The 24,916-nt window shown below is 54.5% G+C and carries 28 protein-coding genes, 1 pseudogene and 1 other annotated feature; of the genes and pseudogenes, 18 read left to right on the forward strand and 11 right to left on the reverse strand.

The window, feature by feature from the left end; genetic code table 11:
• Positions 1-55: 55 nt before the first annotated feature.
• Positions 56-307, forward strand: coding sequence for a YciN family protein (locus J9880_RS20005; protein WP_095921671.1), 252 nt, complete (start codon positions 56-58; stop codon positions 305-307).
• 128 nt (positions 308-435) lie between these two features.
• On the opposite strand, the gene sohB is transcribed toward J9880_RS20005, so the two are convergent.
• Positions 436-1,479: a protease SohB gene (sohB, locus tag J9880_RS20010; protein WP_119827339.1), complete on the reverse strand. Its 1,044-nt coding sequence runs from the start codon at positions 1,477-1,479 to the stop codon at positions 436-438.
• 343 nt (positions 1,480-1,822) lie between these two features.
• Between sohB and J9880_RS20015 the strand changes: the two genes are divergently transcribed.
• Complete coding sequence (locus J9880_RS20015) at positions 1,823-2,584, forward strand: YciK family oxidoreductase (protein ID WP_119827341.1); 762 nt, start codon at positions 1,823-1,825, stop codon at positions 2,582-2,584.
• Between the two features lie 14 nt (positions 2,585-2,598).
• On the forward strand, positions 2,599-3,189 hold the full coding sequence (gene cobO, locus J9880_RS20020; protein ID WP_119827343.1) for a cob(I)yrinic acid a,c-diamide adenosyltransferase: 591 nt from the start codon (positions 2,599-2,601) through the stop codon (positions 3,187-3,189).
• A gap of 16 nt (positions 3,190-3,205) precedes the next feature.
• Here cobO and cobT read toward each other — a convergent pair whose 3' ends face one another.
• The 7 genes from cobT to rnm all read right to left on the reverse strand — a co-directional run bounded on the left by cobT (position 3,206) and on the right by rnm (position 9,425).
• A complete protein-coding gene (gene cobT / locus J9880_RS20025; RefSeq protein WP_232769840.1) occupies positions 3,206-4,249 on the reverse strand; it encodes a nicotinate-nucleotide--dimethylbenzimidazole phosphoribosyltransferase in 1,044 nt (347 codons plus the stop codon).
• Positions 4,250-4,274: 25 nt separating this feature from the next.
• On the reverse strand, positions 4,275-4,871 hold the full coding sequence (cobC, locus tag J9880_RS20030) for an alpha-ribazole phosphatase (RefSeq protein WP_232769841.1): 597 nt from the start codon (positions 4,869-4,871) through the stop codon (positions 4,275-4,277).
• A gap of 16 nt (positions 4,872-4,887) precedes the next feature.
• A complete protein-coding gene (gene cobS, locus J9880_RS20035; RefSeq protein ID WP_095925115.1) occupies positions 4,888-5,640 on the reverse strand; it encodes an adenosylcobinamide-GDP ribazoletransferase in 753 nt (250 codons plus the stop codon).
• Positions 5,641-5,663: 23 nt separating this feature from the next.
• A complete protein-coding gene (gene cobU, locus J9880_RS20040) occupies positions 5,664-6,218 on the reverse strand; it encodes a bifunctional adenosylcobinamide kinase/adenosylcobinamide-phosphate guanylyltransferase (RefSeq protein WP_095921665.1) in 555 nt (184 codons plus the stop codon).
• Positions 6,219-6,354: 136 nt separating this feature from the next.
• On the reverse strand, positions 6,355-7,275 hold the full coding sequence (gene rluB, locus J9880_RS20045) for a 23S rRNA pseudouridine(2605) synthase RluB (protein ID WP_232770494.1): 921 nt from the start codon (positions 7,273-7,275) through the stop codon (positions 6,355-6,357).
• A gap of 571 nt (positions 7,276-7,846) precedes the next feature.
• Entirely contained in the window at positions 7,847-8,467 is a 621-nt protein-coding gene (locus J9880_RS20050) for an L-threonylcarbamoyladenylate synthase (RefSeq protein WP_095921663.1), read from the reverse strand.
• Between the two features lie 34 nt (positions 8,468-8,501).
• On the reverse strand, positions 8,502-9,425 hold the full coding sequence (gene rnm, locus J9880_RS20055) for an RNase RNM (RefSeq protein WP_119827352.1): 924 nt from the start codon (positions 9,423-9,425) through the stop codon (positions 8,502-8,504).
• 328 nt (positions 9,426-9,753) lie between these two features.
• Positions 9,754-9,856, forward strand: a sequence feature (Trp leader region).
• Positions 9,857-9,912: 56 nt separating this feature from the next.
• Between rnm and J9880_RS20060 the strand changes: the two genes are divergently transcribed.
• The 6 genes and pseudogenes from J9880_RS20060 (at position 9,913) to J9880_RS20085 (ending at position 17,024) form a co-directional block, all read left to right on the forward strand.
• Positions 9,913-11,475 (forward strand): anthranilate synthase component 1, encoded by a 1,563-nt coding sequence (locus tag J9880_RS20060; RefSeq protein ID WP_119827354.1) that lies wholly within the window; start codon positions 9,913-9,915, stop codon positions 11,473-11,475.
• A gap of 1 nt (position 11,476) precedes the next feature.
• Positions 11,477-13,080, forward strand: a pseudogene (gene trpD / locus J9880_RS20065) (bifunctional anthranilate synthase glutamate amidotransferase component TrpG/anthranilate phosphoribosyltransferase TrpD).
• 3 nt (positions 13,081-13,083) lie between these two features.
• Positions 13,084-14,448 carry a bifunctional indole-3-glycerol-phosphate synthase TrpC/phosphoribosylanthranilate isomerase TrpF gene (gene trpCF, locus J9880_RS20070; RefSeq protein WP_119827359.1) on the forward strand — a complete coding sequence of 455 codons (1,365 nt, stop codon included), beginning with the start codon at positions 13,084-13,086 and terminating at the stop codon, positions 14,446-14,448.
• A gap of 44 nt (positions 14,449-14,492) precedes the next feature.
• Entirely contained in the window at positions 14,493-15,683 is a 1,191-nt protein-coding gene (gene trpB / locus J9880_RS20075) for a tryptophan synthase subunit beta (RefSeq protein ID WP_095921657.1), read from the forward strand.
• The gene (gene trpA, locus J9880_RS20080) at positions 15,683-16,489 is read left to right on the forward strand and encodes a tryptophan synthase subunit alpha (RefSeq protein WP_095921656.1); all 807 of its coding nucleotides are present in this window, start codon (positions 15,683-15,685) and stop codon (positions 16,487-16,489) included. The genes trpB and trpA overlap by 1 nt, the downstream gene beginning before the upstream one ends.
• A gap of 220 nt (positions 16,490-16,709) precedes the next feature.
• Positions 16,710-17,024 carry a BON domain-containing protein gene (locus J9880_RS20085; RefSeq protein ID WP_095921655.1) on the forward strand — a complete coding sequence of 105 codons (315 nt, stop codon included), beginning with the start codon at positions 16,710-16,712 and terminating at the stop codon, positions 17,022-17,024.
• Between the two features lie 70 nt (positions 17,025-17,094).
• Here J9880_RS20085 and ompW read toward each other — a convergent pair whose 3' ends face one another.
• Positions 17,095-17,727: an outer membrane protein OmpW gene (gene ompW, locus J9880_RS20090; RefSeq protein ID WP_095921654.1), complete on the reverse strand. Its 633-nt coding sequence runs from the start codon at positions 17,725-17,727 to the stop codon at positions 17,095-17,097.
• Positions 17,728-18,019: 292 nt separating this feature from the next.
• On the opposite strand from ompW, the gene J9880_RS20095 reads away from it, so the two are divergent.
• From J9880_RS20095 to yciA, 4 genes are all read left to right on the forward strand, one after another.
• A complete protein-coding gene (locus tag J9880_RS20095; protein ID WP_095921653.1) occupies positions 18,020-18,397 on the forward strand; it encodes a YkgJ family cysteine cluster protein in 378 nt (125 codons plus the stop codon).
• Positions 18,398-18,510: 113 nt separating this feature from the next.
• Positions 18,511-19,266 carry a YciC family protein gene (locus J9880_RS20100; protein WP_232769842.1) on the forward strand — a complete coding sequence of 252 codons (756 nt, stop codon included), beginning with the start codon at positions 18,511-18,513 and terminating at the stop codon, positions 19,264-19,266.
• A gap of 99 nt (positions 19,267-19,365) precedes the next feature.
• A complete protein-coding gene (locus J9880_RS20105; protein WP_095921651.1) occupies positions 19,366-19,905 on the forward strand; it encodes a septation protein A in 540 nt (179 codons plus the stop codon).
• A 73-nt stretch (positions 19,906-19,978) separates the two neighbouring features.
• A complete protein-coding gene (gene yciA, locus J9880_RS20110; RefSeq protein ID WP_095921650.1) occupies positions 19,979-20,419 on the forward strand; it encodes an acyl-CoA thioester hydrolase YciA in 441 nt (146 codons plus the stop codon).
• A gap of 83 nt (positions 20,420-20,502) precedes the next feature.
• On the opposite strand, the gene J9880_RS20115 is transcribed toward yciA, so the two are convergent.
• Positions 20,503-21,231 (reverse strand): energy transducer TonB, encoded by a 729-nt coding sequence (locus J9880_RS20115; RefSeq protein WP_119827361.1) that lies wholly within the window; start codon positions 21,229-21,231, stop codon positions 20,503-20,505.
• 212 nt (positions 21,232-21,443) lie between these two features.
• Here J9880_RS20115 and J9880_RS20120 point away from each other — a divergent pair, with 212 nt between their 5' ends.
• From J9880_RS20120 to J9880_RS20130, 3 genes are all read left to right on the forward strand, one after another.
• On the forward strand, positions 21,444-21,740 hold the full coding sequence (locus tag J9880_RS20120; RefSeq protein WP_119827363.1) for a YciI family protein: 297 nt from the start codon (positions 21,444-21,446) through the stop codon (positions 21,738-21,740).
• Between the two features lie 164 nt (positions 21,741-21,904).
• Positions 21,905-22,195: a TFIIB-type zinc ribbon-containing protein gene (locus tag J9880_RS20125; RefSeq protein ID WP_095921647.1), complete on the forward strand. Its 291-nt coding sequence runs from the start codon at positions 21,905-21,907 to the stop codon at positions 22,193-22,195.
• Between the two features lie 116 nt (positions 22,196-22,311).
• On the forward strand, positions 22,312-22,473 hold the full coding sequence (locus tag J9880_RS20130; protein WP_162928688.1) for a YnfU family zinc-binding protein: 162 nt from the start codon (positions 22,312-22,314) through the stop codon (positions 22,471-22,473).
• Here J9880_RS20130 and J9880_RS20135 read toward each other — a convergent pair whose 3' ends face one another.
• The gene (locus J9880_RS20135; protein WP_095921646.1) at positions 22,474-22,656 is read right to left on the reverse strand and encodes a YciY family protein; all 183 of its coding nucleotides are present in this window, start codon (positions 22,654-22,656) and stop codon (positions 22,474-22,476) included.
• Positions 22,657-22,948: 292 nt separating this feature from the next.
• Here J9880_RS20135 and cls point away from each other — a divergent pair, with 292 nt between their 5' ends.
• Both cls and J9880_RS20145 read left to right on the forward strand, forming a co-directional pair.
• Complete coding sequence (gene cls, locus J9880_RS20140) at positions 22,949-24,409, forward strand: cardiolipin synthase (protein ID WP_095921645.1); 1,461 nt, start codon at positions 22,949-22,951, stop codon at positions 24,407-24,409.
• A gap of 80 nt (positions 24,410-24,489) precedes the next feature.
• Positions 24,490-24,813, forward strand: a complete 324-nt coding sequence (locus J9880_RS20145) for an HI1450 family dsDNA-mimic protein (protein ID WP_013575941.1) — start codon at positions 24,490-24,492, stop codon at positions 24,811-24,813.
• Positions 24,814-24,916: the final 103 nt, after the last annotated feature.

Genomic DNA, 24,916 nt, shown 5'->3' on the forward strand with positions numbered 1-24,916 from the left:
TTTATCCACGTCAGGATTACAATAACGTCAGCAATTATAGTGGGGAGTAAATATCATGCACGAAAATACATCGGCAATTAGTCGCGAAGCTTTACTGATCGAAGCGAATAAGGTTATCCGTGAGCACGAAGATTACATGCACGGGATGCTGGCGACAGAGGTTGAGCAGAAAGGCAATGTGCTGGTTTTCCGCGGAGAGTTTTTCATGGATGACGACGGTTTACCGACCAGAAAAACCACTGCGGTATTTAATATGTTTAAACACCTGGCTCATCTTTTTTCAGAAAAATACCATCTCGAAGATTGAGATAAAAGAATCGCTAATAAAGGTGCACGCAACCGATAAACTTCAGTGATAGGTTAGCGTGATAAAAAAAGGGACGTATGTCCCTTTTTCTTTGCTTGTTATTTACCCTCACGCCGTCTGAAACGGCCTTACAACAGCGGTTTCTGGCTGCGCTGCAACCAGCGCAGGAACAGGCGATCGGCGCTTTCTGCCGCACTGCCGGTAAAACGATCCATCATGCGTTTGCGACGGCTGTAACGCACCGCAATCACCTCGTGATTTTTCATCTCGGCGATCAGTAAATCATCACTGGTACCAATGGCATCAATCAGACCATTTTCACGCGCCTGGGTCCCGAACCAGTGTTCACCGGTGGCGACCGCATTAATATCGAGCGACGGACGATTCTGGTGCACGAACTCCTTGAACAGAACGTGGGTTTCATTCAGATCTTCGCGGAATTTCTCACGCCCTTCCTCGGTATTTTCCCCCAGCAGGGTCAGCGTGCGTTTGAACTCGCCCGCCGTGTGCAGCTCGATATCAATGTCATTGCGTTTCAGCAGACGGTTGAAGTTCGGGATCTGCGCCACGACGCCGATGGAACCGATGATGGCAAACGGCGCGGCGACAATGCGATCTGCCACACACGCCATCATGTAACCGCCGCTGGCAGCCACTTTATCCACTGCCACGGTCAGACGAATGCCAGCCTGACGCAGACGCACCAGTTGTGACGCCGCCAGACCATAACCGTGTACCACCCCGCCCGGACTTTCCAGGCGCAGCAGCACTTCATCTTCCGGCGTAGCCACCGCCAGTACCGCCGAGATTTCTTCCCGCAACGACGTGACTTCATGCGCGTCCATGCTGCCTTTAAAGTCGAGCACATACAGGCAAGGTTTAGTTGCCGAACCGCCGGTTTTGGCCTGCAGTTTTTTCTGTTTTGCTTCAGCTTTATTTTTTCGCTTCAGCTCCTTGCCGTGAATCTTCAGTTCAGCCGGGTTCATACGCGCGCTGCGCATTTCCCGCTGCATGTCGCGATACTGCTCACCCAAATCGATCAGTTGCAGCTCACCTTTGCTGTGAGCTTTACGATGGCGCAGGCCCACCACCAATACCACCAGCGCCCCGATGGCGATCACTACGGTCACGACTTTGGCCAGAAACAGCCCATAAAGAGAAAGTAAATCCACAAAACCGCCTTTTCACTGTGGTCAGAAAGATGCTGAACATTCTAGACAATCGCCACGGCGGCGTCTTGTTTGAATATGACATTGTCAACCGTACGTAAAACTGAGTGCGCCAGTGTTCCAATTTTGTTACAAAAGAGCTGTCCGTTTTTCGGTTAATCATTGAAACTCATGCGCATTTGAGGCATATAACCGGTGATCTAACCCGAAACGCCCAAAAATTTCGCCAAAATGCCGGATGTTGGTTGAGCCACTGTCTCCCGTTCCCGGCGTTTTGATTTTAAGAGCGCCCGATGTGATGACGGCCTTTTGCCGCCACATTGCTGAAAAAATATGAGGACAGACCGTGCATTATCATCCTAAATCCGACCTGCTGAATAACCGCATTATCCTGGTGACCGGCGCTGGCGATGGCATTGGCCGTGAAGCCGCGCTGACCTATGCCCGTTTCGGCGCGCAGGTGATTCTGCTGGGCCGCACGGAGAGCAAACTGGCCAGCGTGCAGCAGGAAATCGCCGCGCGTAACCTGCGTCCGGCGTTCATTTATGCACTGGATTTACTGACGGCCAGTCAGCAGGATTGCCAGCGCGTTGCCGGTCAGATCGCGCAATGGGTGCCGCATCTCGACGGCGTATTGCATAACGCCGGTTTGCTGACGGACATCACGCCAATGGCTGAGATTAAGTTGCAGGACTGGATGAACGTCATGCAGGTTAACGTCAATGCGACCTTTATGCTGACCCAGGCATTACTGCCGCTGATGCTGAAATCCGCCAGTGCGTCACTGGTGTTCACCACTTCCAGCGTAGGACGCGAAGGCCGCAGCGGCTGGGGCGCGTACGCCGTGTCGAAATTCGCCACCGAAGGCATGATGCAGGTGCTGGCCGAAGAACATAAACATACCGGTCTGCGCGTGAACTGTATTAACCCGGGCGGCACGCGCACCAGCATGCGTGCCTCGGCCTTCCCTGATGAAAATAAAGAAAAACTCAAAACACCGGCCGACATTATGCCGCTGTATCTGTATCTAATGGGCGACGACAGCCGCCGTAAAACCGGGATCAGTTTTGATGCCCAGCCGGGCCGTAAAGCCGGACCGGCAGAATAATCACGGAGTCACTGATGACCGAAGATCGCCACAAGCAACGCCAGCAAAAACTGAAAGAACAGGTCGATGCACGTATTGATGCCGCCAAAGAACAGCGCGGCATTCTGATTGTGTTTACCGGCAACGGTAAGGGCAAAACCACGGCGGCCTTTGGTACGGTAACGCGCGCCGTCGGGCATGGCATGCGCGCCGCGGTGATCCAGTTTATTAAGGGTGAATGGCCGAACGGCGAGAAGAATCTGCTCGAACCGCACGGCGTGGAATTTCAGGTGATGGCGACCGGCTTTACCTGGGAAACGCAGAATAAAGAAACCGATACTGCGGCCTGTCGGGCGGTCTGGCAGCACGGAAAACGCATGCTGGCGGATGCCTCATTAGATCTGGTGGTACTCGATGAACTGACCTACATGGTCAGTTTTGGTTATCTGGATTTGCAGGACGTGGTGGATGCGCTGAATGCCCGTCCGGCGCATCAGACGGTGATCATTACCGGCCGTGGCTGCCATCGTGATCTGCTGGAAATGGCCGATACGGTCAGCGAACTGCGCCCGGTAAAACATGCCTTTGACGCCGGGATTATGGCGCAGCAGGGCATCGACTGGTAACGCCCGCCTTCATTTATCAAAGTTCTATCTGACACTCCGCCAGCGTCGCCATTTCATTGTGAATGGCGCAGGCGGCATCAATCAGCGGTAACGCCAGCGCCGCACCGCTGCCCTCGCCCAGTCGCAGATTCAGATCAAAATAGGGTTGCAGCCCCAGCGCTTCCAGCGCCAGCGTCGCGCCCTGCTCTGCAGAAAGGTGCGAAGGGATCAGGTAGGGTTTCAGCGCGGGGGCGATCTGACAGGCCGCCAGCGCCGAGGCATAAGACAGAAAACCGTCCAGCACCAGCGGAATACCCGCCGCCGCTGCGCCAATCATCGCGCCCGCCATCGCCACCAGTTCGAAGCCGCCCACTTTCGCCATCACATCCAGCGCATCGGCCGGATCGGGCTTATTCACCGCGATGGCTTTTTCCACCACGCGGATTTTATGCGCCAGACGGTCTGGCGGAAGATTCGCCCCCAGCCCGACGGTTTTCGCAGGCTGAGCACCGGTCAGCACCGCCACCATTGCCGCCGCCGGTGTGGTGTTCGCCATACCCAGTTCGCCCACTGCCAGCAGAGACAAACCGCTTTCGGCTTTGGCAATCACCCTTTCCGCACTCCACACCAGCAAGGCTTGCGCCTGTTCGCGGGTCATCGCCGGGCCGGTGGCAATGTTACCCGTGCCCTGCGCGATTTTATGGCTGAGGGTACCGGGAATATACGGGCCGATAATACCGCAGTCAATCAATGTCACCTGCGCCCCTGCCGCCCTTGCCAGTACCGAAACTCCGGCTTTGCCCTGCACAATATTCACGGCCTGAATGGCCGTGACGACCTGCGGAGAGGGCGTGACGCCCTCCTGCCAGACCCCGTGATCGGCGGCCATCACCAGCACTTCTTTGGCCGGAAAATGCAACGGCTGATCACCACGAATGGAGGCCAGCTGGATCGCCAGTTGTTCCAGACGGCCAAGGCTGCCTAAAGGTTTTACCAGACTGTCGAGCCGGGCCGCAGCCGTTTGTGCGGCCTGGGCATCGGGTTCAGCAATCTGACGGAGGATATTTTCCAGCGAAGCCATCGGTTGTCCTTACGGGTTTAAAAAGTTAAATACCGCTGTCGTTAAACCGCTGGATCACACAAGCGCCGTGACTCAGATCGATTTCACACAGGCAGCCCTGCTTAAACGGGAAACGCCACATGTCGGCAGGCGCCAGTTTAAGCATCATCGCCAGCAGCAGGCTGAGCGACCCCTGATGCGCGACGATTGCCAGCCTGCTTTCCTGCGGACGTAAATGCAGCTGCTGCAACGCCTGACGGATACGCAGGGTAAACGCCGTAAACGATTCGCCCTGCGGAACATCGGCTTTCTGCCAGTCCTGACACCATGCCTGATAACCTTCGGCCTGAGTGGCCTCCAGTTCTTTGTGATGGCGCATTTCCCAGTCGCCGAACGCCATCTCCTGCAAAAGCGGCTGGGTTTCCATCGCCAGCTGGCGGCCTTGCGCAATGATGCTGGCGGTTTCGTGACTGCGGCGCATACCGGTGTGGATCAGCGCATCAAGCGGCGTTGACGCCAGCTGACGGCCAACATGTTGTGCCTGACGCTGGCCTTCGGTGGTCAGCGCGATATCGCTGCTGCCGCAAAAAACGCCGCTTATGTTAGCCTGAGTTTGTCCGTGCCTTATCAGATACAGTTTCATGATGTTGTCCCTTATCTCAGTGCCATAACAGAAAGAACAGCATGGCCAGCTCGCTTAACTCGCAGGCCGCACCCAGTGTATCGCCGGTTTGTCCGCCGATGCGGGTAGCGACAAAACGCCGCAAGCCCAGCACACATAACAGCGTGATCAGCAGCGCAGGCAGTGACGATATCCCGCCAATCGCCAGCGTCAGCGCCGCCATCAGCAGCAGGGTGAAACAGAAACGTCCCTCGCTGATTTTGCCGATAAACAAATTTCCCATGCCAGACTCACGGGCATAGGCCTGATGAAACATCATCACCGCCATCATGCCCCGTCCGACCACCGGCGTGATGATAAGAAACGCCAGCACCGGTAATCCTTCAATACTGATCTGGTAAATCAGCGCCGGCCGCAGCACAACAGCCACGATCAATGCCAGCGCGCCGTTGGTGCCGATCCGGCTGTCGCGCATAATCTCGAGGATGCGTTCCCGGCTGCGCACTGAAAATAAGCCGTCACAACTGTCGGCCAGCCCGTCGAGATGCAGACCGCCGGTCAGCATAATGTGCGTGGCCACCACGGCAATCGCCGCCACCAGCACGCCGACATGGGGCATCAGAATCTGCCAGACCAGTGCGGTGAGTAAACCGATGACCAGCCCGACCAGCGGGAAGCAGACAATACCGCGGGGATAATCTTTCAGTCCGATGCCGTCACACCAGCGTTCCTTCACCGGAATGCGGGTGAGAAACTGTAACGTCGCCAGAAACAGACGCCATGTCGTCATACCCATGCCCTTTCTGAGTCGTGTTATTCGGAGGTTTTCACCGGCACCGGGATCCCGGAGACGATCAGATAAACATCGTCTGCCGCCGCGGCCAGTTGCTGATTCACCCGACCGGCAATATCACGAAACCGCCGCGCCAGCAGGTTATCCGGCACAATCCCCATGCCCACTTCGTTGGTGACGATAATCACTTCTGATTCAGGATGTTGTGCCGCCGCCAGCAACTGCGCGGTTTGCGCAAAGATATGCTGTTCAATGGCGTCAAAATCCATCTCTTCCGGTTGGGATTCACCGGCTATATCAAACAACAGATTAGTCATCATCGTCGTGATGCATTCGATAATAATGGTCGGAAACTGTTCCTGATGCGCAAGCACCACTTCACCCAGATCACGCCAGCTTTCAAACGTATGCCAGTGAGCCGGACGTTGCTGCTGGTGATAACGGATGCGGTCCGCCATTTCGGCATCAGTCACCACGGACGTGGCGATATACAGCACGTCACCGCCACGGTTTTGTGCCACCTGTTCGGCAAAACGGCTCTTGCCGCTGCGGGCACCGCCGGTAATCAGCATCATAATCGGCTCCTTACTTTCTGTATGTTCATTTAACAGGGGTCAGTAATGACGTTATGCCCTGAAATTTGAGCAAAAAAAACCGCAGTCACTGACTGCGGCTTATGAGCATAGTGGGAAGTCCGTCGCTTGTCAGCGATCAACCCCGTTTTGCGGGTCCGGTGGTACGACGTGCCGGTGCAACCTGCGTATGGCGCTTAACCGCGCGACGGATCTGGTTGGCCTTCACGCGACGACGGTCACGCTCAACCGGCAGTTTGCTGACGGTTTCTTCGGTCATATCGACCAGCGTGCGCAGATAGTTGATATCCGGCAGATCCAGCTCTTTATAGCCGCCGCGAGGCAGACCTTTAGGCAGGTTCAGATCACCGTAACGGACGCGGATCAGACGGCTGACCTGCACGCCAACGGCTTCCCACAGACGACGAACTTCACGGTTACGCCCTTCTGTCAGGGTCACGTTGTACCACTGGTTCAGGCCTTCGCCGCCCTGGAATTTGATCGAGCGGAATGCCGCAGGACCGTCTTCCAGCTGCACGCCACGGCTCAGCTGTTTGATTTTTTCATCATCAACCTGACCGAAAACGCGCACGGCATATTCGCGCTCAACTTCACGGCTCGGGTGCATCAGGCGGTTAGCCAGTTCACCGTCGGTCGTGAATAACAGCAGGCCCGAGGTGTTGACGTCGAGACGACCGACGGCGATCCAGCGGGAACCGCGCATTTTTGGCAGACGGTCAAAGACGGTCGGACGGCCTTCCGGATCGCTGCGGGTACACAACTCGCCTTCCGGCTTGTAGTACGCCAGCACGCGGCAGACGGTGTCCTGCGACTCCATCACCGACAGGATGTGGCCGTCGAGACGGATTTTAGTGCCGCCGGTGACTTCCACGCGATCGCCCAGTGTTGAGATTTTACCGTCAACACTGACGCGGCCAGCCTGAATCATCGCTTCGACTTCGCGACGTGAACCGTGACCAGCGCGCGCCAGGACTTTTTGCAGCTTTTCGCTTTGTCCTTCGGTGCTGTCCAGTGCGTTCTTAGGCTTCTGGTATTTCACTTCTTCTTCGTCACCGTTTTCATCAAACAGTGCTTCCGCTTTCGGTTTGGTGCCACGCGGTTTCAGCGGTGCACGTGGTTTTTCAGCGCGGGCATTTTCCGGACGACCCGGTTTGCCACTGCGCGGTTTTTCGATACGTGAATTTTCAATGCGTGAATCGCCGCGACCTGCATCAGAACGTGGTTTGTCTGAACGTGGCTTGTCGCTGCGTGGTTTGTCAGTACGTGGCTTTTCGCCGCGCTTTTCAGCCCGTGACAGTTCCGGACGGCCTTTTGCAGCGCCGGAATTTCTGCCGCTTTTTGGCTTGTCACCAGACGAACGTGCCGGTTTGGACTTGTCGCTGGAGTGCTTCTGGGAATTATACTTCTCGCTCATTGAGCAGCCTCATTTGTCGCCTTCACAGGCGTCGGGGGGAGCCGGCAGCACGACGTGATTGTCGTCTGCCCGCCAAAATTCAGTTATTACGTAGTAATACAACGACTTACAAAAAAGTCAGCCCGCCATTATACACAGTTATCTGCAATTTGTATCCTGCAAAGGCGATGACGGACTGATTATTTTTCAGGCAATGTTAACGGAACGGCGCTGGATCGCCCGCCCCTTCGCGCACCACTTCTGGCGTCGCTTCGGTCAGGTCAATCACCGTGGTCGGTTGCTGACCGAGTGATCCGCCGTCAATCACCAGATCCACCACTTTGCCCAGATGATCTTTGATGTCTTCCGGATCCGATTCCGCGAAATCATTGCCCGGCAGCATCAGCGTGGTCGACATCAGCGGTTCACCCAGCGTTTCCAGCAGCGCGACCGCAATCGGGTTAGACGGCACACGCAGGCCGATGGTTTTACGCTTCTCGCTCATCAGGCGACGCGGCACTTCTTTGGTCGCTTTGAGAATGAACGTGTAGTTACCCGGCGTATTGTTTTTGATCAGCCGGAACGCCGAATTGTCCACGTAAGCGTAGGTAGACAGTTCTGACAGGTCGCGGCACATCAGCGTAAAGTTGTGGTTCCCGTCCAACTGACGGATGCGGCAAATGCGCTCCATGGCGTTCTTTTCTTCCAGACGGCAACCCAGCGCGTAGCCTGAGTCGGTCGGATACACAATCACATTGCCCTTGCGCAGCAATTCGACGGCCTGATTAATCAGACGTGGCTGCGGGTTTTCAGGGTGAATATAAAAATATTGACTCATTGTTCCCTCTTAATTCTTCTTCTGCGGTCGGGCTTCAGACCGGTTCAATTTCAGGCTGTTTTCCGGCGACCGGCCAGTGTTGCCACACCGGTTCCACGCCTGCGGGCAGCCAAAGTTTGCGCCCCAGTTCGATCCACGAGCAGGGTTGATGAAAATCAGAACCCTGCGAGGCCAGCAAATGGTAATCACGGGCATACGCCGCCAGTTGTGCGCGCTCGTTCGGTGCCTGCTGGCATTGCGCGACTTCCATGGCATCCCCGCCCTGTTCAGCAAAGAAAGCCAGTAAGCGTTTCAGCCATTTTGTGGACAGGTCATAACGCCCCGGATGGGCGACAACCGCCTGTCCGCCAGACTGATGAATCGCATCAATCGCTTGTTCTATTGTACACCACTGTGGCGGAACGTAGCCGGTCTTGCCCTTGGCAAGGTACTTTTTGAACACCTGAGCGATGTTGTCGGCCGCGCCAAATTCCACCAGAAAACGGGCAAAATGCGCCCGCGTCACCGCGCCACCGTCGGCCAGACGCAGTGCGCCTTCCCATGCGCCTTCGATGCGCGCTTTTGCCAGGCGACGGCCCATTTCCTGTGCCCGCTGCTGGCGTAAATCGGCCTGTACTTTCAGTAATTCGATCATCGCCGGATGCGAAGGGTCGATGCCCAGCCCGACGATGTGGATCTCATGATTTTCCCACAACGTGGAAATTTCGACGCCGTTCACCAGATGCAGCGGCAACTGTTGGTCCGCAATCGCCTGCGCCGCGCGCGCCAGCCCTTCGGTGCTATCGTGATCGGTGATCGCCAGCACGCCGACACGCATGTCTACGGCCCGTGCCACCAGCGCTTCCGGCGTTAAATAGCCGTCAGATGCGGTTGTGTGGCTGTGAAGATCGTAGAGAGTGAAGGCGGTGCTGGAAGTCTGGTCGTCTGCTGAAGGCGAAGTGTTTGTTGGCAAAGTCATCGTCACGTGGGGAATTAACCTGTTTCTGAATGCAGTCTCCATCATAACGCGTCAGGGAGGCACGCGTCAGGAATGATTTCACCCGGCCGCTACGCACTGTTACGGTGCGATAACACTTTCTGCACAATGCAGCCGCACTAAAGGTGGGATTTGCAGGAAAAAGAGGGTTGACATTACATCCATGAACTAGTTTACTAGTACGCAAGTTCACGGGACAGTTCAGAAATGAACAACGTGACAACCCGATTCAGAAAGCTTACGTTTTAAAGACGTTAGCTTCATAAACAAACAAGAGTGTCTGATGATGAAAACTTACATGATGGCGGTTCTCAGCTGGTGGCGTACTTCCCCTTGGCGGGCGGAGTAATCACGCATAGCTGTCATCAGACGCTGCAAGATTCCCGAAGCCCGCATAACGCGGGCTTTTTTGTGGCCGTCTCTTTGTCATCCGTTTAATACAAACGTTGAGAAAATTTCAGGAAGCACAATGACTATTCAGAAACCACGTTTAGAATTGCTGACCGCAGAAGGATGTTACCGCGGCGACCCGACGGCCATTTTCCACCAGTTGTGCGGCGCCCGTCCGGCGACCCTGTTGCTGGAATCCTCTGAAGTCACCAGCAAAGAAAACCTGAAGAGCCTGTTGATTGTCGACAGCGCCCTGCGCATCACCGCGCTGGGTTCCCGGGTGTCGGTTCAGGCACTGACGCCAAACGGCGCCTCTTTACTGCCACTGATTGATGCCGCGTTACCGGCTGAAATTCGCAATGATGTGCGTCCGAATGGCCGTGAACTGAGCTTCCCGGTCATCGACCAGATGCAGGACGAAGACGCGCGTCTGCGCTCCCGCTCCGTTTTTGATGCGCTGCGCAGCATCCTGACCTGCGTTGAAACCCCTGCCGATGAGCGCGAAGCGATGTTCCTCGGCGGTCTGTTTGCTTACGATCTGGTCGCCGGTTTTGAAAATTTACCGGCATTAGATTCTGACCAGCGTTGCCCGGATTTCTGCTTCTATCTGGCAGAAACCCTGCTGGTGCTCGACCACCAGAACCGCACCTGCCGTTTGCAGGCCAGCCTGTTTACGCCTTCCGCTGAAGAAAAACAGCGCCTGCACGAGCGTCTGGAACAACTGCAACATCAGTTACAACTGCCGCCACACGCCATTCCGCACCAGAGCGTGCCGGAGATGCAACTGAGCGTGAACCAGAGCGATGAAGTATTTGGTGCGGTGGTGGAGAAAATGAAAGTGGCGATCCGCGCCGGTGAAATTTTCCAGGTGGTGCCGTCACGCCGTTTCTCACTGCCATGCCCTGCGCCGCTGGCCGCGTATGAAACGCTGAAAAACAACAACCCAAGCCCGTATATGTTCTTTATGCAGGATAACGATTTCACCCTGTTCGGCGCATCGCCGGAAAGCGCACTGAAATATGACGCGACCAATCGCCAGATTGAAATCTATCCGATTGCCGGTACCCGTCCGCGCGGCCGCCGTGCTGACGGTTCGCTGGATTTGGATCTCGACAGCCGTATCGAACTGGAAATGCGTACCGACCATAAAGAGCTGGCCGAGCACCTGATGCTGGTGGATTTAGCGCGCAACGATCTCGCGCGTATCTGCGAGCCGGGCAGCCGTTACGTCGCCGACCTGACCAAAGTTGACCGTTACTCTTTCGTGATGCATCTGGTGTCCCGCGTGGTCGGCACGCTGCGTCATGACCTCGACGTGCTGCATGCCTATCAGGCGGTGATGAACATGGGCACGTTGACCGGCGCACCGAAAGTGCGCGCCATGCAGCTGATTTCCGCCTCCGAGCAAACCCGTCGCGGCAGCTACGGCGGCGCAGTGGGTTACTTCACCGCTCACGGTGATTTAGATACCTGCATCGTGATCCGTTCGGCGTATGTCGAAGACGGCATTGCCACCGTGCAGGCAGGCGGCGGCGTGGTGCTGGACTCCGTACCGCAAGCCGAAGCCGACGAAACCCGTAACAAAGCCCGTGCCGTGCTGCGTGCCATCGCCACCGCCCACAATGCGAAAGAGGTATTTTAAGATGGCCGATATCTTACTTATCGATAACGTCGATTCCTTTACTTACAACCTTGTCGATCAGCTGCGTTCCAGCGGCCACAACGTGGTGATTTACCGCAATCAGATCCCGGCTGACGTGATTATCGAAAAACTCAGCCAGCTGGAAAAACCGGTGCTGATGCTTTCGCCGGGACCGGGTACGCCGTCCGAAGCCGGTTGCATGCCGGAATTGCTGAAACGTCTGCGCGGTCAGTTGCCGATTATCGGTATCTGTCTCGGCCATCAGGCGATTGTGGAAACGTATGGCGGTTTCGTCGGCCAGGCCGGTGAAATCCTGCACGGTAAAGCCTCATCTGTTACCCATGACAACGAAGCGATGTTTGCCGGTATGAACAATCCGCTGCCGGTGGCGCGTTATCACTCGCTGGTGGGCAGCCAGATCCCTGACGGGCTGACCGTTAACGCCCGTTTCGGTGACATGGTCATGGCAGTGCGTCACGAAGAAGATCGCGTCTGCGGTTTCCAGTTCCATCCGGAATCCATTTTAACTTCACAGGGCGCCCGTCTGCTTGAGCAGACACTGGCCTGGGCTTTGGCGTAAGGAGAACTGTCATGCAAACGCAAACTATTCCCGGCATTCTCGAAAATCTGTTCCGCGCTCAGACGATGACACAGGAAGAAAGCCAGCAGTTATTTACCGCCATCGTGAATGGCGAACTGGAACCGGCGCAACTGGCCGGTGCATTAATCAGCATGAAAGTGCGTGGCGAGCAACCGGCTGAAATCGCCGGAGCGGCCAAAGCGTTACTGGCACACGCCGAGCCGTTCCCGCGCCCCGATTATCCGTTCGCGGACATTGTCGGCACCGGCGGCGACGGCACCAACAGCATCAACATTTCTACCGCCAGCGCCTTTGTGGCGGCGGCCTGTGGCGCACGGGTGGCAAAACACGGCAACCGCAGCGTGTCCAGCCGTTCGGGCTCGTCGGATTTACTGGCCGCGTTTGGCATCCGTCTGGATATGCCTGCGGAACAATCCCGTGCGGCGCTTGATGATCTGGGCGTGTGTTTCCTGTTCGCCCCGCAATACCACACCGGTTTTCGTCATGCGATGCCGGTACGTAAATCCCTGAAAACCCGCACGCTGTTTAACGTGCTGGGTCCGCTGATTAATCCGGCACGTCCGCCGCTGGCGCTGATTGGCGTATACAGCCCGGAACTGGTGCAGCCGATTGCCGAAACATTGCGTGCGCTGGGTTATGAGCGTGCGGCAGTGGTTCACGGCGGCGGAATGGATGAAGTGGCAATCCACGCAGCCACACAGGTTGCCGAGCTAAAAGACGGCAAAATTACCACTTATGAACTGACCCCGCAGGACTTCGGTCTGGATAATTATCCGATTGAATCCTTGCTGGGCGGCGAGCCGGAAGAAAACCGTGACATTCTGGCACGCTTATTACAAGGTAAAGGAGATCCGGCCCATGAAGCCGCGGTAGCCGTCAATGTGGCGATGTTACTGCGTCTGTTCGGTCAGGAAGACTTAAAGCAAAACGCACAACAGGCTTTGGCCGTCATGCGCAGCGGTGAACCTTACCAGCGCGTGTTGGCATTGGCAGCAAGAGGATAAGTGATGCAGCAGGAAACCGTGCTCCACAAAATTGTTCGCGATAAGGAAGTTTGGGTCGCGGCACGCAAAGAACAACAACCGCTGGCCAGCTTTCAGAACGAAATAACTCAGAGCCAGCGCAGTTTCTACCATGCCCTGCAAGGGGCTAGAACGGCCTTCATTCTGGAGTGCAAACAAGCGTCTCCGTCGAAAGGCAAGATCCGCGAGAACTTCGATCCGGTAGAAATCGCCAGCGTTTATAAAGACTACGCTTCCGCTATTTCGGTATTAACCGATGAGAAATATTTCCAGGGCAGTTTTGATTTCCTGCCGCTGGTGAGCAAAACCGTCACGCAGCCGGTGCTGTGCAAAGATTTTATTATCGACCCGTATCAGATCCATCTGGCCCGTTTTTATCAGGCCGATGCGATTTTACTGATGCTTTCCGTACTCGATGATGATCAGTACGTTCAGCTGGCCGCCGTCGCTCACAGCCTGAATATGGGCGTGCTGACCGAAGCCAGTAATGAAGAAGAACTGGATCGCGCCGTGAAGCTGAAAGCGAAAGTGGTCGGTATCAATAACCGCGATCTGCGCGATTTATCCATCGACCTGAACCGCACGCGTGAACTGGCACCGCGTGTGCCGCATGGTGTCACAGTCATCAGCGAATCGGGCATTAACACCTACGGACAAATCCGCGAACTCAGCCGCTTCGCCAATGGTTTCCTGATTGGCAGCGCACTGATGTCAGAACAAAACCTCAGCAGCGCCGTCCGGCGCGTGTTGCTGGGTGATAATAAAGTGTGCGGTCTGACCCGCCCGCAGGATGCCAAAGCCGCGCACGACGCAGGGGCTATTTATGGCGGACTGATTTTCGTCGACACCTCGCCGCGCTTTGTGACCCACACGCTGGCGAAAGAAGTACAGAACGGCGCACCGCTGAAGTATGTCGGCGTGTTCCGGGATGAAGACCTGAATACCGTGGCAGAAACAGCGAAAGCATTAGCCCTGACTGCCGTGCAGCTTCACGGCGATGAAAATCAGGCGTACATCGACGCGTTACGCAGCGCATTACCGCAGTCCGTTCAGATCTGGAAAGCGCTGAGTGTTAAAGACACGATGCCGGCACGCGATCTGAATCATGTCGACCGCTATGTGCTCGACAACGGTAAAGGCGGCACCGGTTATCGTTTCGACTGGAGCAAGCTGGCCGGGCAGGATCTGAGCAACGTACTGCTGGCTGGCGGACTGAGCGCCGACAATTGTGTCGAAGCTGCACAGCTCGGTTGTGCAGGGCTGGATTTCAACTCCGGTGTTGAAAGTGAGCCGGGCATCAAAGATGCCGAAAAAATTACCGCCGTATTCCAGACATTGCGGGCGTATTAAGCCGCACGCAATGACGCAAAAATTGACAGACAGGACGGAATAACATGACTTTACTTAATCCCTACTTCGGCGAATTTGGCGGCCAGTATGTACCGCAAATTCTGATGCCTGCGCTGGCCCAGCTGGAAGAAGCTTTTGTCAGCGCGCAGCGCGACCCGGAGTTTCAGGCTGAATTCATTGATCTGCTGAAAAACTATGCTGGTCGCCCGACAGCACTGACGCTGTGCAAAAATCTGACCGCCGGAACCAAAACCAGGCTGTACCTCAAGCGTGAAGATTTGCTGCACGGCGGCGCGCACAAAACGAACCAGGTGTTGGGTCAGGCGTTACTGGCTAAACGCATGGGCAAAACTGAAATTATCGCCGAGACCGGTGCCGGTCAGCACGGCGTGGCCTCAGCACTGGCCTGTGCCCTGCTCGGCCTGAAATGCCGTATTTATATGGGCGCGAAAGACATTGAGCGTCAGTCGCCAAACGTGTTCCGTATGCGTCTGATGGGGGCGGAAGTGATCCCGGTACACAGCGGTTCTTCCACGCTGAAAGATGCCTGTAATGAGGCGCTGCGCGACTGGTCCGGCAGCTACGAAAAATCCCACTACATGCTGGGGACGGCGGCGGGTCCGCACCCTTATCCGACCATTGTGCGTGAATTCCAGCGCATGATCGGTGAGGAAACCAAAGCACAAATGCAGGAACGCGAAGGCTGTCTGCCAGATGCGGTGATCGCCTGCGTGGGCGGCGGTTCCAACGCCATCGGCATGTTTGCTGATTTCATTGACGAGACCAGCGTGAAGCTGATCGGTGTCGAACCTGCCGGTCTCGGCATTGAAACCGGACAGCACGGCGCGCCGCTGAAACACGGTCACGTCGGTATTTATTTCGGTATGAAAGCGCCGATGATGCAAACCTCCGAAGGCCAGATTGAGGAATCCTACTCTATCTCTGCCGGTCTGGATTTCCCGTCGGTTGGCCCGCAGCACGCCTTCCTCAACAGCACCGGCCGCGCGGAATACGTGTCGATTACCGATGATGAAGCCCTGGAAGCCTTTAAAGAACTGTCCCGTCACGAAGGGATCATTCCTGCGCTGGAATCGTCACATGCGCTGGCTTACGCGCTGAAACTGATCAAGGAAACCCCGGAGAAAGAACAAATTCTGGTGGTGAACCTGTCCGGCCGCGGCGACAAAGATATTTTCACCGTACATGACATCCTGACTGCCCGGGGAGAAATTTAATGGAACGTTATCAGCAATTATTCAAGCGTCTGGAAAGCAAAAAAGAAGGCGCATTTGTTCCTTTCGTTACGCTGGGCGATCCGGGCGTTGAGCTGTCACTGTCCATTATCGACACGCTGATTGAAGCCGGTGCCGATGCGCTGGAACTGGGCATTCCGTTCTCTGATCCGCTGGCGGATGGCCCGACAATCCAGAACGCCAACCTGCGCGCTTTCGCCGCCGGTGTGACGCCGACGCAGTGTTTCAACATGCTGGCGCGCATCCGCGAAAAGCATCCTGATATTCCGATTGGTCTGCTGATGTACGCCAATCTGGTCTTCCACAACGGCATCGAAACCTTCTATCAGCGTTGCGCCGAAGTGGGTGTGGATTCCGTGCTGGTTGCCGACGTGCCATTTGAAGAATCCGCGCCGTTCCGTGCAGCCGCATTGCGCCACGGTATCGCGCCAATCTTCATCTGCCCGCCGAATGCATCCGATGATTTGCTGCGTGAGATTTCCTCTCATGGCCGGGGTTATACCTATCTGCTGTCCCGCGCAGGCGTAACGGGGACGGAAAAACGTGCGCTGACTCCGCTGAATCATCTGGTTGATAAGCTTCGTGAATATAACGCGGCACCGCCATTGCAGGGCTTTGGGATTTCCGAACCTTCACAGGTGAAGGAAACCCTGGCTGCCGGTGCGGCGGGCGCGATTTCCGGCTCGGCGACGGTGCGTATCATCGAAAACAATCAACATCAGCCTTCAGAAATGCTGGCACAGCTTTCCCGTTTCGTCAGTGAAATGAAAGCCGCCACCCGCGCATAACCTCCCCTGAACAGAACGTTCGTGGCTGAACCCGCTAACGTTCTGTTTCTTTTTAAATTCTTACGCTTTTTTACTTCGATTTATTTGTATTAACGCCATCAATAAACCAAACTCAAACTACTCATCAGGCCTATGATAATACGGCCATTGCGGCTATCGCCTGTCTGAGTGTCTGCAGGTCGTTTCTTTTGGTTTTATAACAAAGCATGGAGAGTTATTTATGAAGCTATTCAAAACATTGTCCGCATTCTGCATGGCAGCTGTTGTGGTCATGGCCGTTGCAGCCTGTGCGCCTACCAAAAAATCAGAAGGAACCGGTGGCTACATTGATGACACCGTGGTCACCACCAAAGTGAAATCCGCGCTGCTGGCAGATAAGACCATCAAGTCCACGGAAATCAGCGTCGAGACCTTTAAAGGCCGTGTTCAGCTGAGTGGTTTTGTCACCTCGACAGCAGATGCGAACCGTGCGGTAGAAGTGACGCGCGGCGTGGCCGGGGTTCGTTCGATTGAGAATGACATGCGGGTGAAGTAGCCTGAAACAAAACGGGTGACACAGCGAAGAGGCGCAGAAGCGCCTCTTTTTTTATGCGCGGGCTGAAGACTCAGAAACGATAGCCGACGCCAAACATAAAGACCCAGGGATCGATCCGGGTGTTGATGTTTTGCTGCTCACCACCGGCTTTGAATTTCACCTCGGTATCAATATCCATCCACCAGACAGACATGTTGATTAACCAGTTGTCGTCCAGGTTGTAATCGAGACCGGCCTGGGTGGCCACACCCCAGGAATCTTTGACGCTTAAATCAGACAGCCCGGCATCGCGCCCGGTCTGGTTGAAATCTGTGTCGAAGAACGTGGTGTAGTTGATGCCCACACCGAGGTACGGACGCAATTTGTCCTGCCTGTCACCGAAGTAATACTGCGCCATCAGGGACGGAGGTAACTGTTTCACTTCCGCAATGGTGCCGGTGCTTTTCAGTCCGACTTTATGCTGGAACGGCGTGGCGGCCAGTAACTCCATCCCGATATTGTCGGTAAACATGTACCCCAGCGTTAACCCCATCTGAGTATTATTATTGATATTAAACGATCCCAGCCCCAGCACGTTGTCTGACCCTTCGGTTGGACGAACGGTCGCTGTCCCTACACGAAAAATCACATCCCCTGCCTGATGTGCACTCGCGACTGCCGGAAATGCCGCTGCTGCGACTAATGCCCAATATGCTGCTTTCATTATCCCTTTCCTTTGTGTGGATTATTTATCAACCGCGCGAATGATACCTACTCTTTGGTATGGTTTGATCAATGCCGGATCACATCTTTAAAACAAAAAGTCAGAAAATGCATCTTCCGCAAAGCGATCTAAATCTATAAAAACAAAGGAATTGATCTGCATCAAAAATGAGGAGATTTTGTTGTTTTGTTAACAGGTGATATTTCAGTTGCTAAAAAAAATGACGCTGCGTACTTTGCTTGTTCACTGTTGGTTTTGGTTTGGTGCCGTAAGGAGTCGGTGGCTTCCCAAGATGAGCGAAATTAACAATCCCTGTATGACCTGTGGCGCGTGCTGCGCCTATTTCCGCGTTTCATTTTATTGGGCTGAATCTGAAGAGGCCGGCGGCGTGGTTCCGCAAGCTTTGACCGAGCAGGTCACTCCTTTTATGAGTTGTATGCAGGGCACGAACAGTAAACGCCCGCGCTGCATCGCCCTGAAAGGTGAAGTGGGACAGTCGGTTTCCTGCTCCGTTTACCTTAACCGCCCGTCACCGTGCCGGGAGTTCAATCAGTCTGGATTGAATGGCGTCGCCAATTCCGCCTGTGACCGCGCGCGTGCACAATATGGTCTGCCGCCGCTGGAGATGGATGCCACACCGTCAGATCTGTGGCATGTCACCTGCGTATAAGCAGAGATTCATCAGGCAGATTGACAGGAAGTCAGCGCAAAACTATCGGCGGGGGCCATTTAAAGGGTACAATCGCCGCCTTATTGATTTTTGCTTTTTGCCAAGGAGCGTCCATGTCTATCACGGCCAGTACATTGTACCGTGACAGTTATAATTTTATGCGTAATCAGTTGGGTAGCGTTTTCGCGCTGTCCGTTCTGGCCGCATTAATTACCGTCATTTTGAGCTGGATATTGAGTCCTTCCGCAGAGCAGGTCGACGCTATCGGGCAACTGATGAGCAATATCACGGGGATGAGCGTCGGCGATATGATGGGGTATCTTGAACAGCAGATCACGCCTGAGCAGCAAAGCGCGATTTTCCGTTACAGCCTGGCGGCGCTGTTTTCCACACTGGCCGGGAATGTCATTCTGGTCGGGGGCGTACTAACGCTGGTTCAGCTGGTGTCTCAGGGCGTTCGGGCCAGTGTTGTTCAGGTCATGACCGCGTCGCTGCCGGTGCTGCCGCGTCTGATCATCCTGCTGTTTATTTGCAGCATTATGTTCCGCTTCGGTCTTGCGCTGCTGCTGGTGCCTGCTTTCCTGGTGGCCATCGCCTGGGCGATGTCGCCGGTGATTGCCTGTAAAGAGAATGTCGGCGTCTTTCGCGCGCTGGGCATGAGTACCCGGTTATCCTTCAGTAATGTGCGTCTGGTTGCGCCGGCGATGATGCTGTGGATCGTGGCTCAGGTGGTTCTGATGCTGTTTGTTGGCGTACTGAGCGCGTTAAATCCGATGCTCGGTGCGGTGATCCTCGGCGCATTAAGCAACATGATCAGCGCCTTTATGCTGATTTATATGTTCCGTCTTTACATGAAATTACAAGCATAATATAGACATACGTTTTTCAGGGGCGCTCCGGCGCCCTTTTCTTTTGTCCGCGATTTGAATCCGGTATAGTCATCCCATACATAAAACATGGAATGAAGTATGAAGCAGCTCCTCGATTTTCTTCCCCTGATTGTCTTTTTTGTGGTTTATAAGCTTTACGACATTTTTGTCGCATCGGGCGCGTTGATCGCGGCCACCGCGTTAGCGTTAATCATTACCTGGGTTCTGTACCGCAAAATTGAGAAGATGACGCTGATCACCTTCGCAATGGTGGCGGTTTTCGGCACCCTGACACTGGTATTCCATAATGATGAATTCATTAAATGGAAAGTGACTGTCATTTATGTGCTTTTCTCCGGCGCATTGCTGATCAGTCAGCTGGTGCTGAAAAAGCCGTTAATCCAGCGTATGCTCGGCAAAGAACTGACGTTGCCGGATCATGTCTGGAATAAACTGAACATCAGCTGGGCGATCTTTTTCCTGCTGTGCGGTCTGGCCAATATTTATGTGGCGTTCTGGTTGCCGCAAAACATCTGGGTCAATTTCAAGGTGTTTGGTCTGACCGCGCTGACGCTGGTCTTCACTTTGTTAAGCGGCGTCTATATTTACCGGCATATGCCGGATGATGAAAAAAAATAAGCATTCTTCTGCACGGGCCTTTCTTTGAAAGGCCTTACTTTTTCAGTTTGTTGAGCACTGTGAATTTTATCGTATGAACGAAAAACATAGCTTACCCAATGGTGAAATGGTTCTGCGTACGCTGGCAATGCCGGCTGACACCAATGCAAACGGTGATATCTTCGGCGGCTGGCTGATGTCGCAAATGGATATGGGCGGCGCGATCCAGGCGAAGGAAATCGCCAAGGGTCGTGTGGTGACTGTGCGTGTTGACGGGATGACCTTCCTCAAGCCGGTGGCCGTCGGTGATGTGGTGTGCTGTTACGCACGCTGCATCCGTACCGGCAACAGCTCGATTACCATCAATGTTGAGGTGTGGGTGAAGAAAGTCTCTTCCGAGCCGATAGGACAGCGTTACAGAGCCACTGAGGCGGTGTTTACCTATGTAGCCGTCGATGACGAAGGCAAATCGCGCCAGTTACCTGACGGACGCAGCAATTTCAGTGTCGACTCGGAAGGCGTTTCTCAGGACTGAGTGACGAACCGGGTCTTCAGAAAGCAAAAAGGTCGCCCTTCAGAGGCGACCTTTTTTATTGGGGCAAACACCGCGGTGTCGGCTTACTCGACAGAAGTGCCGCCTTTAATTTTGAACACCAGATTCACGATTAAGTTGCTGGCCGCTTTAGGTTCATAGCGCCACTTGTTCATCGCCTGTTTTACCTCACGCTCAAACATATTGCGCGGTTCGGCTGACAGCACCCGGATATTCTGCACGCGGCCATCGCTGTCCACATCGAACTGCACGCGTACACGGCCTTCAATGCGTAACGCCAGCGCACGAGCCGGATAACCCGGCTGTCCGCGCTGCAACGGTCGCGGCCCGGTGTCGCTCTTGGCATTGGAAGACGCAGGTGGCTGACTCACCGGTTTGGTCAGTGGCTGATTACTGGTCACCGGCGTCTGGACTGTCTGGGTCGGTCTTTCTACCGGACGTTCAACCGGCTTCACCTTCGGTTTCACCACCGGCTTTTTCACCGGTTTCGGCTTAGGCTTCGGCGGTTCCGGAATGACCACGGCTTCCGGCGGCGGTGGCGGCTCAGGCACCACTTCCGGCTCAGGCTCAGGTTGCGGCGGCGTCGGTTCAGGCTGAGGCGGCGGCGGTGGGGGCGCAAAATCCGCCGGATTGACCATCGTCACACTCATCACTTTCTGATCCTGGCTCGGTAATTTTATTGACTCGCCGACCGTCATATACAACACGCCAGCGATAACAGCGACATGTAAACTGACAGCCAGCGCGACAGGCACCGTCACCTTGCGGATAAATCTAAACTTTTTTAGCGGCATAATGATTCATTTTCCCCGTGAAGCCGCAAGTTTAAATGTAAATAGCAATCATATTCAACACCGAGATGACAACTATTCTCAAATAACCTTTGCTTTGATCCCACGCAAAGCGCTTTCCCCCGGCTTCAGGTTTAGCTATGTTAATTCTGTAAAATCGTCAGGCGGCCACAGGCTGCCGCACAAGACTTCATAAACCCATTGATAGGTGACTCATGCTTTACGTGATTTATTCTGAAGATGTATCAGATTCACTGGAAAAACGCGCTGCTGCCCGCCCTGCTCATATCGAACGCCTGAAAAACCTGCACGAGCAAGGCCGCGTGCTGATTGCCGGGCCGACGCCTGCCATCGACAGCGAAGATCCGGGCGCGGCAGGGATGACAGGTTCCCTGCTGGTGGTTGAGTTTGAAACGCTGGAAGACGCCAAAATCTGGGCTGATGCGGATCCTTACGTCGCGGCAGGCGTGTACAAATCCGTCACCGTGAAGCCATTCAAACGCGTATTCTGATGTTTTGCGGGCAGTTTTCCGAACTGCCCGATGCCCTGCCTCCCCCGCCGTGCCACTCTTTAATCAACTTTACTTTTGCTTACGTCAGTTGATTGTCTAAATATCCGGTTACTCACACACTTACCTGCGCCCTATTTCTTTAACCGTTGAGCGGAGAACCTGATATGCAATGTCCGGTATGCAAAGAAAGTCAGCTGGTGATGTCCGAACGTCAGGGCATTGAAATCGATTATTGTCCTGACTGTCGCGGAGTGTGGCTGGATCGCGGTGAGCTGGATAAAATCATCGAGAAATCGGCTGCATCGCAGTCCGCAGAGCGGCCAGCAACGCCGCGCTACGAGGAACGCGACCGCCGGGACGATCACCGCCCGCAAGGCAATTACGACAATCGCGGGCATTATTCCTCGCAAAAACCTTATAAAAAGAAGAGTTTCCTTTCAGAGCTTTTCGACTGATTTCTGCCATCCCGCGCCATAGCATGATGCCCATGGCGCGATTTCCCCGAATGCCGTCACATTGCTTTCATCGCTTGTGTGCTAGGATGCTTACCCCTGCCCATGAGGTAAGCAATATGTCATTCTTCGACGGATTGAAGTTTCTAACCAGTACGACCACCAAGGTCACCTGCCCGGAATGCGGTTATGTTGCCGAACAGATGAGTGCAAAAGTGCGCAAAAACTCAACGCTAGTCTGCAAAAAATGTGGCGCGCTGTTTCAGCCTAAATCCCGGTAATCAGGCATTCCATTCGTAGTTAACGGCATACAAAGACAGGCGCTGATGCTGCTGATGGTGGATCTGGCGAATACGATAGATGTGACGATAGCGTCTTGACTGACCTTCCAGCCAGCGGCTTCTCCGGCGCTGAGTCTGGCGTAACATCCGCCACCGGCCAACTTCATTTCTACTGCGTTTCATTCACTTATGTCCCGTGATGCCGTCGCTGCTTCTTTAACGGAAGAATGTCTTTAAGTGTCTTTTAGCGGAAAAAACTGCGGGGACATTATAGGCCGATGGCGGTGTGATCCAAGTCTTGTTTTTGTCCTTTCTCCCCGTTATCAGCTAACCTTGAAGTCAGGGCAGTGGCAATTTACTGAGCGGATAGCGATTTAAGAGGTAGCCGATTGATTGGCCGGATAAAGTTAGTTAAAAGGTTGCCCCTTTCACGTACACTCACGCCAATGGCTTGCGAACAGGACTTTTCGCCTTTATGACAACATTTTATACAGTAATCAGCGGACTTCTGGTTTTCGGTTACTGGTTACTGATTGCCGGCGTCACCCTGCGTATTCTGATGAAACGCCGGGCGGTTCCTTCCGCGATGGCATGGTTGCTGATCATCTACATCATTCCGCTGGTCGGTATTATTGCCTATCTGTCGTTTGGTGAACTGCACTTAGGCAAACGCCGTGCTGAACGGGCGAAAGCCATGTGGCCTTCAACCGCCCGCTGGCTGAATGATCTCAAAGACTGCAAGCGTATTTTTGCCACCGAAAACAGTGAAATTGCCGCCTCACTTTTCCAGCTGTGCGAACGCCGTCAGGGCATCGCTGGCGTAAAAGGTAATCAGCTGCAACTGCTGACCACCAGCGATGATGTGCTTCATGCCATGATGCGCGATATCGAACTGGCCCGCAGCAATATCGAGATGGTGTTCTATATCTGGCAGCCGGGCGGTCTGGTTGATCAGGTCGCTGAATCGCTGATGGCCGCCTCGCGCCGTGGTATTCATTGCCGCCTGATGCTGGATTCCGCAGGCAGTGTCGCCTTTTTCCGCAGTCCTTATCCGGCAATGATGCGCAACGCCGGTATTGAAGTGGTTGAAGCCTTGCAGGTTAATTTGTTCCGTGTGTTCCTGCGCCGCATGGATTTGCGTCAGCACCGTAAAGTGGTGCTGATCGACAACTACGTCGCCTATACCGGCAGCATGAACATGGTCGACCCGCGTTTCTTCAAGCAGGATGCCGGGGTCGGTCAGTGGATCGATCTGATGGCCCGTATGGAAGGCCCCGTCGCGACCACCATGGGCATTGTCTATTCCTGTGACTGGGAAATTGAAACCGGCGTGCGTATTCTGCCGCCGGAACCTGACAGCAATCAGATGCCCTTCGAACAGGAGAGCGGCCATACCATTCAGGTTATCGCCTCCGGTCCGGGCTTCCCGGAAGATATGATCCACCAGGCACTGCTGACCGCCACCTACTCGGCCCGCGAGCGACTGGTGATGACCACGCCGTATCTGGTTCCCAGCGATGATTTGTTACATGCGATTTGTACTGCGGCACAGCGCGGGGTTGATGTCAGTATCATCCTGCCGATGAAAAACGATTCGATGATGGTAGGCTGGGCCAGTAAATCATTCTTTGGCGAGTTGCTGGAAGCCGGGGTCAAAATTTACCAGTTTGAAGATGGCTTGCTGCATACCAAAAGTATGCTGGTTGATGGTCAGCTCAGTCTGGTGGGCACCGTGAATCTGGATATGCGCAGCCTGTGGCTCAATTTTGAGATAACACTGGTGATTGACGATGCCGGTTTTGGTGATGATCTCGGGCGCGTGCAGGACGATTACATTGCCCGCTCACATCTGCTGGATGTTGAAGCCTGGATTAAACGCCCGTTCTGGCACCGCATCGTCGAACGTTTGTTCTACTTTTTCAGTCCGCTGCTGTAAATGCCGCGTCGGGCATGATGTAATACCCCCAGTACCGGCTTGCAAGAGCCAGAATACACTCATCTGTAAACGAGAATGATATGGACCTGAATAATCGCCTGACCGAAGACGAAACGCTTGAACAAGCCTATGACATCTTTCTGGAGCTGGCCGGAGATAACCTTGATCCGGCAGATATCCTGATCTTCAATCTGCAATTTGAAGAACGCGGCGGCGCTGAATTATATGACCCGGCAGAAGACTGGGTTGAGCATGTGGATTTCGACCTGAACCCGGACTTCTTTGCTGAAGTGGTGATCGGTCTGGCTGACGCGGAAGATCAGCCAATCAATGATATTTTCGCCCGTGTTCTTTTGTGTCGCGAGAAAGACCATAAGCTTTGCCATATCCTCTGGAAAGAATAACCGTCTCCGTCGTCCTTCAGACTGGCGCTGTGTTGGCGGCTTTCATTCACCCCGGTCACTGATATAAGTCAGATTCCGGGGATTCATTCAATTGCAGCTTTAA

The organism is Rahnella victoriana (assembly GCF_021276285.1).
Lineage (GTDB): Bacteria > Pseudomonadota > Gammaproteobacteria > Enterobacterales > Enterobacteriaceae > Rahnella > Rahnella victoriana.

Coding starts and splice junctions, on each gene's coding strand:
- J9880_RS20100 (WP_232769842.1), top strand. CDS start 18,511: ATGTCTATCACGGCCAGTACATTGTACCGTGACAGTTATAATTTTATG.
- J9880_RS20135 (WP_095921646.1), bottom strand. CDS start 22,656: ATGAAACGCAGTAGAAATGAAGTTGGCCGGTGGCGGATGTTACGCCAG.
- cobS (WP_095925115.1), bottom strand. CDS start 5,640: ATGACGACATGGCGTCTGTTTCTGGCGACGTTACAGTTTCTCACCCGC.
- yciA (WP_095921650.1), top strand. CDS start 19,979: ATGAACGAAAAACATAGCTTACCCAATGGTGAAATGGTTCTGCGTACG.
- J9880_RS20115 (WP_119827361.1), bottom strand. CDS start 21,231: ATGCCGCTAAAAAAGTTTAGATTTATCCGCAAGGTGACGGTGCCTGTC.
- J9880_RS20145 (WP_013575941.1), top strand. CDS start 24,490: ATGGACCTGAATAATCGCCTGACCGAAGACGAAACGCTTGAACAAGCC.
- cobU (WP_095921665.1), bottom strand. CDS start 6,218: ATGATGCTGATTACCGGCGGTGCCCGCAGCGGCAAGAGCCGTTTTGCC.
- J9880_RS20120 (WP_119827363.1), top strand. CDS start 21,444: ATGCTTTACGTGATTTATTCTGAAGATGTATCAGATTCACTGGAAAAA.
- J9880_RS20085 (WP_095921655.1), top strand. CDS start 16,710: ATGAAGCTATTCAAAACATTGTCCGCATTCTGCATGGCAGCTGTTGTG.
- cobT (WP_232769840.1), bottom strand. CDS start 4,249: ATGGCTTCGCTGGAAAATATCCTCCGTCAGATTGCTGAACCCGATGCC.
- rnm (WP_119827352.1), bottom strand. CDS start 9,425: ATGACTTTGCCAACAAACACTTCGCCTTCAGCAGACGACCAGACTTCC.
- cobO (WP_119827343.1), top strand. CDS start 2,599: ATGACCGAAGATCGCCACAAGCAACGCCAGCAAAAACTGAAAGAACAG.
- J9880_RS20005 (WP_095921671.1), top strand. CDS start 56: ATGCACGAAAATACATCGGCAATTAGTCGCGAAGCTTTACTGATCGAA.
- J9880_RS20050 (WP_095921663.1), bottom strand. CDS start 8,467: ATGAGTCAATATTTTTATATTCACCCTGAAAACCCGCAGCCACGTCTG.
- trpB (WP_095921657.1), top strand. CDS start 14,493: ATGACTTTACTTAATCCCTACTTCGGCGAATTTGGCGGCCAGTATGTA.
- cobC (WP_232769841.1), bottom strand. CDS start 4,871: ATGAAACTGTATCTGATAAGGCACGGACAAACTCAGGCTAACATAAGC.
- J9880_RS20130 (WP_162928688.1), top strand. CDS start 22,312: ATGTCATTCTTCGACGGATTGAAGTTTCTAACCAGTACGACCACCAAG.
- J9880_RS20060 (WP_119827354.1), top strand. CDS start 9,913: ATGACTATTCAGAAACCACGTTTAGAATTGCTGACCGCAGAAGGATGT.
- ompW (WP_095921654.1), bottom strand. CDS start 17,727: ATGAAAGCAGCATATTGGGCATTAGTCGCAGCAGCGGCATTTCCGGCA.
- J9880_RS20095 (WP_095921653.1), top strand. CDS start 18,020: ATGAGCGAAATTAACAATCCCTGTATGACCTGTGGCGCGTGCTGCGCC.
- trpCF (WP_119827359.1), top strand. CDS start 13,084: ATGCAGCAGGAAACCGTGCTCCACAAAATTGTTCGCGATAAGGAAGTT.
- cls (WP_095921645.1), top strand. CDS start 22,949: ATGACAACATTTTATACAGTAATCAGCGGACTTCTGGTTTTCGGTTAC.
- J9880_RS20125 (WP_095921647.1), top strand. CDS start 21,905: ATGCAATGTCCGGTATGCAAAGAAAGTCAGCTGGTGATGTCCGAACGT.
- J9880_RS20105 (WP_095921651.1), top strand. CDS start 19,366: ATGAAGCAGCTCCTCGATTTTCTTCCCCTGATTGTCTTTTTTGTGGTT.
- trpA (WP_095921656.1), top strand. CDS start 15,683: ATGGAACGTTATCAGCAATTATTCAAGCGTCTGGAAAGCAAAAAAGAA.